Annotated in this window: 12 protein-coding genes; 3 read left to right on the top strand and 9 right to left on the bottom strand. The window is 56.5% G+C overall.

All coding sequences use genetic code 11. The features are described from left to right. Positions 1-38: 38 nt before the first annotated feature. From L6639_RS43130 to L6639_RS35995, 9 genes are all read right to left on the bottom strand, one after another. On the bottom strand, positions 39-542 hold the full coding sequence (locus L6639_RS43130; protein ID WP_283814997.1) for a hypothetical protein: 504 nt from the start codon (positions 540-542) through the stop codon (positions 39-41). 292 nt (positions 543-834) lie between these two features. Continuing rightward, positions 835-1,701, bottom strand: coding sequence for an urea carboxylase-associated family protein (locus L6639_RS36030; RefSeq protein WP_128929678.1), 867 nt, complete (start codon positions 1,699-1,701; stop codon positions 835-837). Positions 1,702-1,745: 44 nt separating this feature from the next. Next, a complete protein-coding gene (ehuA, locus tag L6639_RS36025) occupies positions 1,746-2,525 on the bottom strand; it encodes an ectoine/hydroxyectoine ABC transporter ATP-binding protein EhuA (RefSeq protein ID WP_188637407.1) in 780 nt (259 codons plus the stop codon). After that, entirely contained in the window at positions 2,525-3,184 is a 660-nt protein-coding gene (ehuD, locus tag L6639_RS36020) for an ectoine/hydroxyectoine ABC transporter permease subunit EhuD (protein WP_128955088.1), read from the bottom strand. The genes ehuA and ehuD overlap by 1 nt, the downstream gene beginning before the upstream one ends. Continuing rightward, positions 3,181-3,864 (bottom strand): amino acid ABC transporter permease, encoded by a 684-nt coding sequence (locus L6639_RS36015; RefSeq protein WP_128929681.1) that lies wholly within the window; start codon positions 3,862-3,864, stop codon positions 3,181-3,183. Before L6639_RS36015 ends, ehuD begins: the two co-directional genes overlap by 4 nt. Before the next feature lie 28 nt (positions 3,865-3,892). Continuing rightward, positions 3,893-4,738: an ectoine/hydroxyectoine ABC transporter substrate-binding protein EhuB gene (ehuB, locus tag L6639_RS36010; protein WP_164933832.1), complete on the bottom strand. Its 846-nt coding sequence runs from the start codon at positions 4,736-4,738 to the stop codon at positions 3,893-3,895. Positions 4,739-5,015: 277 nt separating this feature from the next. Beyond that, positions 5,016-5,939, bottom strand: coding sequence for a LysR family transcriptional regulator (locus L6639_RS36005; protein ID WP_128929683.1), 924 nt, complete (start codon positions 5,937-5,939; stop codon positions 5,016-5,018). A gap of 83 nt (positions 5,940-6,022) precedes the next feature. Further along, complete coding sequence (locus L6639_RS36000) at positions 6,023-6,928, bottom strand: TrmB family transcriptional regulator (RefSeq protein WP_206733164.1); 906 nt, start codon at positions 6,926-6,928, stop codon at positions 6,023-6,025. 782 nt (positions 6,929-7,710) lie between these two features. Continuing rightward, positions 7,711-8,595 (bottom strand): LysR family transcriptional regulator, encoded by an 885-nt coding sequence (locus L6639_RS35995; RefSeq protein ID WP_232995588.1) that lies wholly within the window; start codon positions 8,593-8,595, stop codon positions 7,711-7,713. A 92-nt stretch (positions 8,596-8,687) separates the two neighbouring features. On the opposite strand from L6639_RS35995, the gene L6639_RS35990 reads away from it, so the two are divergent. The 3 genes from L6639_RS35990 (at position 8,688) to L6639_RS35980 (ending at position 12,067) form a co-directional block, all read left to right on the top strand. Continuing rightward, positions 8,688-9,746, top strand: a complete 1,059-nt coding sequence (locus tag L6639_RS35990) for a YeiH family protein (protein WP_128929685.1) — start codon at positions 8,688-8,690, stop codon at positions 9,744-9,746. 185 nt (positions 9,747-9,931) lie between these two features. After that, complete coding sequence (locus L6639_RS35985; protein WP_128929686.1) at positions 9,932-11,173, top strand: CaiB/BaiF CoA transferase family protein; 1,242 nt, start codon at positions 9,932-9,934, stop codon at positions 11,171-11,173. Positions 11,174-11,197: 24 nt separating this feature from the next. Then, the gene (locus tag L6639_RS35980; protein WP_237866327.1) at positions 11,198-12,067 is read left to right on the top strand and encodes an HpcH/HpaI aldolase/citrate lyase family protein; all 870 of its coding nucleotides are present in this window, start codon (positions 11,198-11,200) and stop codon (positions 12,065-12,067) included. Positions 12,068-12,090 lie beyond the last annotated feature (23 nt).

The following is a 12,090-nucleotide window of genomic DNA, read 5'->3' as shown; positions in this document are numbered from 1 at the left end:
CTCGAAATACGATCCATGCAACGTGAGCTGCTTGCGACCTACGCGATCGCACACCACGGAAAACTCATTAGATTGAGCAAGGACTGATCGATCGCAGCCAGCTCCAAGTCGGTGTGATCGTCGTCCAGGCCGCCGCAACACGGCCAGCTCTGTGCGCCACCGGGACCAGACGTTGCATCCATGGAGTCGTGAAGCTTTCTGGTGAGGCCGATACCTTGCCTTTGGCATAAGCGGGGACGCCCCACACCGGGCGTGACCGAGCACAACCAGAGCAGCCCCGGCGGCGTGGAATTCTCCCTCGACACCGAAGGGCGGTACGCGCTGCAACGTTTCTGATGACGAAGATTTCCTCGGGTCTCGCATTGAATATCAATTCGGGTGAAACGCGGCTGTCGCAACATCCGATCACCAGGGCTTCCGGTGACTGCCCCGCGCGCGGCCAATGAATCGAACCTTTGTCGTTCCTGAGGAAAGCGGTCCAACATGAAAGCGGCGTAGCCCTGCATCAATTGTGCGGGAAAGCTCGACACGTCACTGGACATTCCGGATCCTACCACCGATGAGCAATTGCTGTCGGCCTGGCCACAGCGGACAGGATTGACCGATCGCTTATGGGGCCAAATTATCAATCACGCCTCGCCACGACGCCAATTACTAAAGCGCCTGCAACCATGCATGACGAGAATAATCTCGAAATTCGCTGTCGCGGTTGCACTTCAAACCCAAACGCGGCGTCAACTTGGCACGGCTGACGCCATTCCGGTCGGCGCCTAGCTGCCGACGGTATTTCCGAGCGCCTTGATGTTAATCGGCTCTTACAATGCGCTCCGCAAATCAGCTCATCCCGTGCTTGCCTTTGTAGGGCGAGGGTTCAGGCGACTTCCAACCATTCAGCGCGCCCTTCGCGGGACGAAGGATTTCCACCTTCAGGGGATAGCACTTGGGGGTCTGCCCTGGGACCCGCGGCCCACAGTCGCCGCCGGGACAGGCGGATAGCGCACCAAGGAGATTGATCTCCGCGAAGAATTCGATGAAGTCGCCTGGACGAACCGGGCTTGCCTTTTTGATATACTCGTGACTTTCGACATCGAAGCCTGTGCACATAAAGACGTTCATGACGTCGTGCACGTAGCCCTCGGCTTCCTTCGCCGAAATCTTTCTGAAGGCAGATAGGGCTCGAACGAGATTGGAATGGCAACAGTGATCGTAATCTTCACCGGTTATCATTCTTCTCGTGTAAGGGTCGCAGCGTGTTCCGATCACATCGTGAATTCCACAACCATCGGAATCCCACCCATACCATCCCAGACTGTCGTAAGTGATAGTCGCCATCGGCCTCAGGTATGGCATGCTGCTCCACAGGCGATCACCAGTAGAAATGTGCGTCGCATGAATCGCCCGCGTCTTACCGCTGTAGAAGTGTTCAGAAAGATTGTCGCTATTCCAAAGATTAAAATCACCAACCTGCGATCCCTCCACGCTCACGATCCGAAAGAGGTGCCCGGCAGGCACTTCGAACGCGCCGCCATCCCGAGCAGGGATCGTCAACTCCGACACTTTCTCAGCACCGGACCCAACGTTCTGGTAGAATTCCATATCGAGCGCCGGAATTTGTCCGACGGCGTAGACCGTTTCTTTGCGCGCCGACCGGCGAGTCTGAGCATTCTCCGGCTCGGGCATCGAAATGGATCTGGAAGTCATTTGAGTGTCTCCTAAGAGGAATTCGACTGCTGAGACTAAGATCGTCAGGCGTCCAGGACCGACTTTAGAAACGCCTGGGTTCTCGCGCTTTTCGGTTGAGAAAAGAACTGGTACGGCTCTCCTTCCTCGACAATTCGGCCGTGATCGAAGAAGCAAACCCTGTCGGCGATCTCTCGCGCGAAGGACATCTGATGCGTTACCATGATAACCGTCAGTTCCTTTTGGTGAGTCAGCTCCCGAATGACCGCTAGCACCTCGCCAACGAGTTCAGGATCGAGCGCCGAGGTCACCTCGTCGAATAGGAGTATTTTCGGTCTCATCGCCATTGCTCTCGCGATCGCAACCCTTTGTTGCTGACCGCCTGACATCCTCGCAGGGTAGTAGTCGCACCGATCTTCCAGTCCCACCCTTCGAAGCAGCTCCTTTCCGAGGCTCACGGCTTTCTCCTTCGGCATCTTGAGGACGCGAATCGGTCCCTCGGTCACGTTTTCAAGCGCCGTAAGGTGAGGAAAAAGATTAAAGCTCTGAAAGACCATGCCGACATCGCTCCGAATCGTACGTGTTTGCCGGGCCGATGCTTGGCGTGCTGCGCCGGTCGAATCGCACGACCACAACTCACGGCCGCAGATAGAGACACTGCCTCTGTCGATTCCCTCCAATGTCATGAGAACCCTGAGGAGAGTTGATTTTCCCGATCCACTCGGACCGATGACCACAAGCTTTTCACCCTGTCCGACTTCGAGATTTAGGTCATTTAGGACCGTGGACGCCCCAAAACGTTTTGTAACGTTCCTTAGCTGTACTGAGAACGGTCCGGCCGACATTACCGCCATCCCTTCTGGGACAGTCGCTCGAGCCTGTTGATGAGAAACGCGCCGGCAATGCTGAGGACGAGAAACATTATCCCAACCATCGTTATGGGTTCAAAGTACTGAAACCGCCTGGCTCCTTCCGCCTGAGCAACGGCCATGAGTTCCCAAACGGATATGGATGCGAGCAGCGGCGTGTCCTTCAGCATGTAGACGAAGTAACTTCCGGCATTTGGAATGATGAATGGGATCATCTGTGGAACAATGATCCGCCGATATGTGTCGAACGTTGAGAGATTTATGGATGTTGATGCCTCCCATTGCCCGGCCGGAACACCGATCATTGCGGCACGGTAGACCTCGGCCATATACGCACTGTAGTGCAAGCCGAGAGCAATGACGCCGGTCACCAGCGGGCTGATCACGACGCCTGCCGAAGGCCCCACGAAGTACAGAAAATAGATCAGGACCAGGAGCGGCACCCCTCTTGCGAATTCGACGTAGCCGCGAACTAAGATTTTGGTCAGACGGTGCTTAGCGCTGTACAGCGCAAAGAGAAGGAGGCCGCCAAGCAGGGAGGCGATAAAACCGAGGACGGCGGCGAGCAATGTGGTTTGCGCCGCGACCACGAGTTGCGGAAGCAACTCCCAGGCATATTGGAAATCGACCTTCATGCCGACCAGCCCCTGGTTGCGCCGTGCGTTGGCTTACCCTGCCATAACCCGAGACGTCGCTCTGCGTACGCGATTGCCGCTCCTATCAATTGCGCCGCAGCCACATAGAAGATCATGACAACGAGATAGATCGGCACGGTCTGAAAGGTTCTGATATTGAGAGAGTAGGCTTCAAAAGTCAGTTCCGGAACGGTCGCCAAGGCGGCAACCGAGGTGGCTTTCAATACCAGGATGCTGAGGTTACCGAGAGGTGGTATCATCGACAGCATTGCTTGAGGAAGAATGATCCGGCGCATCATCATTGATGGCACCATATTGATCGCCAAGGCGGCGTCATACTGGCCCCGCGGGATAGCGCCGATCGCCGTCCTGACGACCTCAGCTCCATAAGCCCCGAAGCACATGCCTATGGCGAGTGTGGCCGCCCAAAAGGCGGAAATCGCAACCCCGAAGAACGGCAAAACAAAGTAGAGCCAGAACAGGACGACCACCAGAGATATGCCCCTGAAGATCTCGACATAGAGCAAACTGATGGTTCGGATCCACCAGCTCTTGGATGTCCTGGCGATACCGAAAACGAGCGCGCAAGCGAACATCAATACTGTCGAGAGCGCGTAAAGGGCCATCGTCGTTACCGCACCAGAAAGGAGCAGCCATCTACCCTCGTAGAGCGCCGACATCTGTCACCGTCCGCTTCGGGCACGAGTCCTACTGCTTACAAAGAGTATCGAGCTTGACGTCGGCCGCCGGCACTTCGTTCTGCGTCATGCCGTACTTTTTCAGGATCTCAACATATTCCGAAGAATGCACGATCTTGAGCATCTCGGCATTAAATGCGTCCCGAAGCTCCGAATCCTCCTTACGGAAGGCAAATGCGCCGTAGTCTTGCTTCGGCTTGCCATCTATGAGCAGGCCCGTGTATGGTTCGGCGACTTCCAGGGTCGGATCGTTCTTTGCGTTCCAGCGTGCAGTTACCGATATAAGCAATGCCCCGTCGATCCTGCCCGCTTTCAGGCTCGCGACATTGGAGGGGATGTCCGGAAAACGCGTGATTTGGCTATCCTTCACGCCGGCCTTGACTGCATTCTGTGTCGGCTGGCCACTTATGTTGCCACCAACCTTGATGTCCTCGTGTTTGACGATGTCGTCAAGACTATGGATTTGCTTGGGATTGCCTTTGCGAACGAGAAGACCTTCCTGAACGGTGAAGTTGGGCTCGGTGAAGAGAACCTGAAGGCAGCGCGCGGGAAGGATATAGAGTCCGGTCGCGATAAAATCGAAACGTTTGGCTTGAAGTCCCGGGATGAGCGATCCGAACGCAACCACCGTTCCTTCGATCCGCTCTACTCCAAGGCGGTTGAATGCGAGCTTTGCGAGATCGTAGTCTGACCCGGCCAATGATCCATCGGCCTGCTTGAACGCGAAGGGCGGCTCGTTGCTGAAGCCGAGGGTAAGGCCGCTCTTCTTTGCGTCGTCCAGCCTGGCACCGGCAAAACTCGATGACGAGAAAGTCAGGAAAGCGAGTGCTAGAAAAATATGCAAAGTTCGTAGCATGTGTTTCCTCATCTGTCTCGAATGCGTCGCCATTGACACACCGGCATCTCTTTTGGCTTCTGCTCAGTTTGGATTGAGCCAGACTCGCATCCTACATATCTGAAGGGTTATTCGGAACCGCAGCAATTCAATTAGCGTAATGGATGCATTACTTGCTGTAATATCGAGGACGCGCGACTTGCCGGATCCTCCCGATTCCTCAGGAAAACGTGGTCAAGTTGGCTGTGCGTACCGCCGCGACCCGCGCGTCTACAGCACTGCACGGAAGAAGTGCAATTTATCGAATTGTTTGCCCTTGCACGAATTCGAACCGCCCCATCAAATTCTCCAGAGTGCTCCTCACGATTTCGGAAAACCGGACCGCCTGCGCCGTCTTCTTCGAATGGCGCGGATAGACGAAAGCATAGTTGAGCCTTGCCGACGTCTTGCAAGGGCGAACCACGACATCTCGCTCTGCTAGCAGCGCTGCGCTGAATGGATCCGATATCGACACACCCATTCCGGCTCCCACCATTTGGCACGCGATGAACGCCGACGACACTTCAACCCAAATGTTCGCGGCAAGGCCAGCTTGTACGTACATTCCATCAACGATCTGCCGCAACAACGTCGTCCGGTCCAGCGCAATAAAACGGTCCTCGATCAGATCACTGGGGAGAATCGTCTTATTCGCCGCAAGTGGATGATCGGGATGAAGCACCGCAACGGGAACCAATTCGGCGAAGGAATGCGACGTCAACATTTCAAATTGAGTCGGGAGCATTACTATCCCAACGTCGAACCTAAGTCCCGAAGCCCAACGTTCGACTTCGCGTCTTTCCCTGACTTCCAAAGAAATCGAAACACTCGGAAACTCCTTCGAAAATTGGGCCAGTGCCGGCACGAGTAGACTTCGGGCGAGTTGTGGCATTGCCACGATCCGAAGGCGACCGCCTCGATTGGCGCGGATTTCTTTGCCGATGCGGGTAAGATCGTCGATATCCAGCAGGATACGCTCGCATTCCCGCGAGAAGGCTTCTCCTTGAGGAGTCGGAACCAGGCGCCCACCAAGCCGGTTGAAGAGCTTGAATCCCAGCTCCGCTTCAAGGGCAGACAGCGAACGGCTTACCGCTGGTTGGGTCAAATGAAGTCGAGTTGCGGCCCCGGTGACCGAACCGGTCACGATTACACTATGCAGCGCGCGCAACTTTTGAAGGTTCAAAGCCAACTCCCCCTTAAGATTGCTGCTCCTTGCAGGCGCGCGAAACACGCCGGCGAAGCGTGCCAATCGCCGCGACAGACGCGTTAGATCTTTTCTTCTTTCAGCTTGGATTTTTTCTCAACTCGACTCGCGGTAAGCCCTAGAAGGCTTTCCAGCGCCGCAACTTGCGGTGCGGGAAGATACTTCCTTCGAAGCTCGATAATAGCGGGGCCGAACGTCTTCTGGATCGGTTGCCCGAACATTTCGAATATTTCCGCGAAGTAGATCTCGTGCCGCAATAGGGAGTCAGCAAGATTAACTATCGGCTTATTTCGCGTGTAGGAGCCGCCTTGCGCACGAATCTCCGCCACCAGAGCTTCTTCGAAATCCACTGTAAGGGTTACAAGATGCGGTGCGATTCCCACGGGAATGCCGTTTCCCTCGTGGAGATAAGTTCGCGACTTCGCACCGAATTGAAACTTCTCGACTTGAGTCCCGAAAAGGATGATGAGAATCGCAACCCCGCGGTCTGCAGCACGTCGAAGCGCGTCGCGGTGCGGCAGCAGTATTTTCTCTTCTGTTTTTACCCAAATGTGTGATTTCGCTCCGTCGATCATAGCCTCCATCTTGGCGGCGATCGCGTCCTCGCCGTTAATGGTCCATACGTAGCCACCGTCGTTGGACTGTGAAACAGCCGGAATCGTTCGGATCAACTTTGCGCAGCGCTTGCTCGTCGCTGTCGCAATTCGCTCAAACAGAACCTTGGGCGCTACCGCCACATACCGCAGTGGAGTTTCGGAGATCGGTTGAGCCGCCTCCTTCTTTGCCAGACTCTCGAGGACAGAATATGCGTTCGCCTTGGGTAAGCCTGCAAGTTTGGCTACTTCGTAGGCAGTCGCCTGCGAAAGCTCATAGAGCGCGAGGTAGGCACGCGCTTCGTACTCGCTAAAACCCAGAGCGAGCAAGTCTGGCATCAACTCACTTAGATTAGCTTGCTTATCGCCGCTCACCCGATTTTTCCTGATTTGAGCCAAGCAGCGCCCCCACCCGTCGACAAGAAGTGCTTTGCCTCAGTTGATCAATTCGCCTTCGAAGCTTGATTGTCACGCCCTAGCTGACCATTCCGACGTAGCTCCTTGCCGCTCGACGCCGTCGGCGCTCAATTTTGATAGAAGCGCAAGTCTTTGATATCCAGCGGGCAAAGCGAAACTAACATGGGTAGCAGCCTTTATGACTATGGCTTTCGTGTCAAGTGCATGACTTGATCGCGATGGCGCGTTCGACCAGATCGCGACCAGCCGATCGCAAAGCCAGCCAAAGCGAGCGCTCGAGATGAGATGGCCACAATCATCGACCTAATCAGGCCCACCCGACTCGCCAGATTTTCCGGAGAGCGGACTGGGGGCACAGTCTCAGCCTCCAAGCAACAGAGGACCCTGCCCAAAATATCCTGTCGGGGCGCCCCCTCGGAGAACATATTCCCATTACGGCCGCTCAAAACGAGACCTCGCTACCATTGCATCCAACGGCCAACCACCAATAATTTGCGCGTCGGCACAAGAACCGCGATGGGATGTCCTGACTACGGACCCCTCGGACGTTGATCGGATTGCAGTGCAGCAGACATCTGGCGAACTGTCTCGCTATCTATGGTGGATCGGATAAGTTGCTCTCTGGATGTTGCTGACGCAAACTGGGTTTATCTCGCGCCGCTCGCCTTTTTTGATCCGCCGTCACGTCCAGCAAAGCCTTCCGAATGACGAGACGATCCCGCGACTCCATCATATTGATGTCATGGGGCGACACCTATGATTCGCTCAAAGGCAATCGCGGCAGGAATTTTGGTTCGTCCCCGTACTTCCACGTGCCAAAGCGTGCGCGATATCTGCAGATCCTTCATTTTTATCGCCTTGAGCCGGCCAAGCTTGATCTGATCGCCAATGGTTGATGTTGAGACGATCGAGACACCAAGACCGCATGCGACAACTTGCTTGATCGCTTCCGTGCTGCCGATTTCGAGGGTTTTGCGCGGCCGCACGCCATGGTTCAACAGCGCCTGCGCGACGATCTCCCGTGAGCCGGAGCCTGGTTCCCGAACGATCAGGATTTCATCTTCGAGGGCCGCCGCATACACGTGATTTTCCGATAATGCGAAGGCGTGAGTCGGACCTGCTATCAGGCTCATCATGTCCGTCCGCCAGGCCGTACTGACGAGATCATCGTCTTCGACCGGTCCTTCCACGAGGGCGATCTCTATTTCATGCGCGCGCATCATTCCGGCAATATCCCGCGTGTTGGCGCTTACCAGATGCACATCGATGCTCGGATACCTGCGCCGGAAGCTGCCTATGTACTCAGCGATCATGTAGGTCGCGATCGTGGTGCTTGCCCCGATGTGAAGCGATCCGCTCGCGAGGTTGCGCAGCGACGACAGTTCCTCTTCGGCGGCCCGCTCGGCAGCGAACAGATTTTCTGCGTGCCTGAGAAGTGCCCGCCCCTCGCGGGTCGTACGTACTCCTTTCGATGTACGATCCAGCAAGCGACAGCCCACTTGCAGTTCGAAATCGCGTACTCCTTTCGAGACCGCGGGCTGGCTAACGCGCAAGATGTCCGCTGCTCGCGAAAAGCTTCCAGCCTCAGCGACGGTGGTAAAGAAGCGGAGGAAATGCAAATTCATTGGCATAACGCCTGCTTATCGGCCTAGATCAAAATTCTACTGTTATGAGCCCTTGGTTCTCGGGCATAGCCTTGTCGGCTGGCGAGGGACTCATGGCTCCATGCAAAGATCTTCCCAAATCGAGCAAGGTAGACGCGCCTGCCGGTCGTTTGGTTGCATTGCTTCCCGGCATCCTCTTATGCGTGCTCCTGACGCTGCTGTCGATTGGAATCCAGGAGGCCGAGGAGCACATCTTCCAACATCCCTATGTTGAAGCCTTGGTCATCGCCATCCTGCTCGGGATGATGATCCGCAGCGTCTCAACTACTTCCGAGCGCTGGAAGGTCGGAATCGCCTTCAGCGCGAAACAACTTCTCGAAGTGGCCGTGATGCTGCTCGGGGCCTCGATCAGCTTTGGGGCAATCCTGCCTTCCGGATTATTTCTGATTGCCGCGATCGTCGGAACGGTTGCGGTCACGCTTGCCGTGAGTTTCGGCCTCAGCCGCATGCTCGGCCTACCCACTAAGCTTTCGCTCCTGATCGCCTCCGGAAATTCCATTTGCGGCAATTCCGCGATCGCCGCGGTCGCCCCCGTTATAGGGGCAGATGGCGATGATATCGCGTCATCGATTTCCTTCACCGCGGTCCTTGGCGTGCTGATGGTGCTCGGGCTTCCACTGCTCATTCCACTCTTGGAGCTCTCGGCTACTCAGTACGGGATTCTCGCCGGCCTCACCGTGTACGCCGTTCCCCAGGTGCTTGCCGCGACCGTTCCGGCAGGAATCGTCAGCACTCAAATTGGCACCGTGGTGAAGCTCGTTCGGGTCCTCATGCTAGGGCCGTTGGTGGTCGGCTTGTCGCTTGTCGCACCACGCCTGCGTGGCGAAGTCGCGCCCGGCAAGCGCATTAACCTCATCAAATTGGTACCTTGGTTCATCATCGGCTTCTTGGTACTGGCCGGCCTTCGTTCGTTGCAGATCATACCCAGCAGCGTTGCCGCCCCCGTTGCGAAGCTCGCCAGCGTGCTAACCGTAGTCTCCATGTCCGCACTCGGGCTGGGTGTCGATATCCGGGTGCTTTCGAAGGCCGGCGGGAAAGTCACGATTGCGGTGACCTTGTCTCTGATACTTCTGCTCGCGATGAGCCTCGGCCTGGTTCAACTCTTCAAGTGAGGGCACTCTCTGCTTAACTTCGGGTTGCCAGCTGCGGTGAACATCGGGTTCACCGAAAGGATGTTGCAGGATGTGGTCGTATCACTTAATACTACCCCATACAAGTCAGCTTGTTGAGGATCGATGGGGACCTCCGCGGGTACTGTACAGGCACTACTTCCGCCTTGCATCGTTAAGTCGGCGCAATGAAGGCCGTACCTAAGCAGTTCGAGCCAGAGGCTGCTGGCGCGCTTAACGGCGTCCGTGTCGTGGACCTTTCGCGTCTGGTCGCCGGGAATATGCTCACCCTGCAGCTCGCCGACTTCGGAGCCGAAGTCATCAAGATTGAGGACATCGTCTCGGGCGACCCTCTGCGCGCTTGGCGGGTCAACGATGTCAGCATCCATTGGAAGACCTACGCCCGGAACAAGAAGAGTGTCGCGCTAGACCTTCGCGACGAGAGAGGTCGGACGATCCTATCGGATCTGCTCGCGACGGCGGACGTGCTGGTCGAGAACTTCAGACCCGGAGGTCTGGAAAAGCTGGGTTTGTTGCCCGAGGTCCTTCGAGCACAGAATGCAGGACTGATCATCGTGAGAATCTCGGGATGGGGGCAGACCGGTCCCTATCGGGACAGGCCCGGCTTCGGCACTCTGGTCGAAGGCATGTCAGGCTTCGCTTCCCGCAACGGATTCCCTGATCGACCTCCGCTGCTGCCACCCGCCACGCTCGCCGATATGGTCGCGGGCATTTACGGATTTGGGGCAACCATGGTTGCGCTCAGGCATCGAGAAGTGAGCGGGGGTAACGGCCAGGTTATCGACTTGCCCTTGTTAGATCCGCTTTTTTCCCTCCTCGGTCCCGAAGCCGGAATCTATCAACTAACACAGCAGGTACGCCCGCGGACCGGCAGTCGATCGCTTACCGGAGCGCCGCGCAACACATTCCGTACCAGCGACTCTCGCTGGATCGCAATCTCCGCCTCGATGCAAGTTGTGGCCGAGAGGTTGTTCCGGACTATCGGTCGCCCTGACATGATCGTGGATCCCCGATTTTTGACGAACTCTGATCGCATCAAAAACGCCGATGCTTGCGAGGAGCCTATCGCGGAATTCATTGCCGCGCGGACGCTTGAAGATAACATGAGTATATTCGAGCGGGCAGACGTAACTGCTGCACCAATCTACGACATCGATCAATTCTTGGATGACCCCCATGTTCAAGCTCGCGAAATCGTCGTTGGGTTACCGGACTCCGAACTCGGAACGGTTTTAATGCACAACGTGGTCCCGAGGCTCGAAACTACGCCCGGAAGGATTCGGATGCCCGCTCCGGATCTCGGTCAACACACGTTTGCGATTCTGCGCTCCCTCGGCATCACGCAGGCCCGGTTGGAAGAACTGCGCGAGGCTGGCGTCATCGTGCAGGCTAAGCCATCATCCCAATGACCCGTAGGCGACCGGAAGACACCAGTGTACCGATCTCTGCTTTATGTCCCCGCCTCATCTGAGCGCTTCATTGCAAAGTCGGCGCTTTGTGGCGCCGATGCCATAATCCTGGATCTTGAAGACAGCGTCGCGCCCGCACAGAAGGAGGGGGCACGCAATAGGCTTGCGTCGTCGATAAAACGATGCGCTGCCGCAGGAGCTGACATTTGGGTGCGTATTAATCGACCTCTGTCGGCTGCCGTCCGAGATATCGAGGCTTCGGTGCTCGGTGGTGCCAAGGGCATTCTGATGACAAAAGTCGAGGGCGCCGAGCACGTGCGGTTGCTTCTAGAGGTTGCTGAGCGAACCGAACGGGATCATGACCGTCGCGAGCCACTCCAAGCGATCGCAGTCATCGAGTCCGTCAAGATTTTGGCCAAAGCGGACGACATCGCACGCGCCCACGAGCGGGTGATAGGCCTGATGGGCGGTAGTGAGGACTTAGCGCTATCGATGGGAGCTAATCCCACTCATGAGGCACTTAAGATACCCAAGATGCTGGTTCACATGGCCGCTGCCGGAGCCGGAAAATACTCGTTCGGATTGTTCGGCTCCGTTGCGGACTACAAGGATGTCCGACTAATGCGCGAGCTAGCGGAGGAGGCATTCGGTCACGGAGTTACGGGTGCGACCTGTGTCCATCCTTCAGTGGTACCGATCCTAAACAATGCCTTTGCACCGTCCGACGCTGATGTCGCAAGGGCGCAATTGATCATCGAGACCGCCCGTCAGCAAACCGAACGTGGCGTCGGCGCCTATTCGCTGGAAGGCAGGATGGTCGACGAGCCCGTCGTCGAACGTGCCCGGCAACTCTTGGAGCGGGCGCGGCGCCACCGGCGTGCCGACGCAAGCTGATCAGAGCGTTAGAGTGTCGGCCT

Origin of the sequence: Bradyrhizobium zhengyangense, assembly GCF_022012555.1 — a bacterium.
GTDB classification, from domain to species: Bacteria; Pseudomonadota; Alphaproteobacteria; order Rhizobiales; family Xanthobacteraceae; genus Bradyrhizobium; species Bradyrhizobium zhengyangense.
Note: the sequence above shows the minus strand (reverse complement) of the source record. Positions and strands in the feature narration are given on the sequence as shown.

Bases quoted from the DNA above. Each gene is read 5' to 3' on its own strand.
- L6639_RS43130 (WP_283814997.1), bottom strand. From the start codon at position 542: ATGTCCAGTGACGTGTCGAGCTTTCCCGCACAATTGATGCAGGGCTAC.
- L6639_RS36030 (WP_128929678.1), bottom strand. From the start codon at position 1,701: ATGACTTCCAGATCCATTTCGATGCCCGAGCCGGAGAATGCTCAGACT.
- ehuA (WP_188637407.1), bottom strand. From the start codon at position 2,525: ATGTCGGCCGGACCGTTCTCAGTACAGCTAAGGAACGTTACAAAACGT.
- ehuD (WP_128955088.1), bottom strand. From the start codon at position 3,184: ATGAAGGTCGATTTCCAATATGCCTGGGAGTTGCTTCCGCAACTCGTG.
- L6639_RS36015 (WP_128929681.1), bottom strand. From the start codon at position 3,864: ATGTCGGCGCTCTACGAGGGTAGATGGCTGCTCCTTTCTGGTGCGGTA.
- ehuB (WP_164933832.1), bottom strand. From the start codon at position 4,738: ATGCTACGAACTTTGCATATTTTTCTAGCACTCGCTTTCCTGACTTTC.
- L6639_RS35995 (WP_232995588.1), bottom strand. From the start codon at position 8,595: ATGAATTTGCATTTCCTCCGCTTCTTTACCACCGTCGCTGAGGCTGGA.
- L6639_RS35990 (WP_128929685.1), top strand. From the start codon at position 8,688: ATGGCTCCATGCAAAGATCTTCCCAAATCGAGCAAGGTAGACGCGCCT.
- L6639_RS35985 (WP_128929686.1), top strand. From the start codon at position 9,932: ATGAAGGCCGTACCTAAGCAGTTCGAGCCAGAGGCTGCTGGCGCGCTT.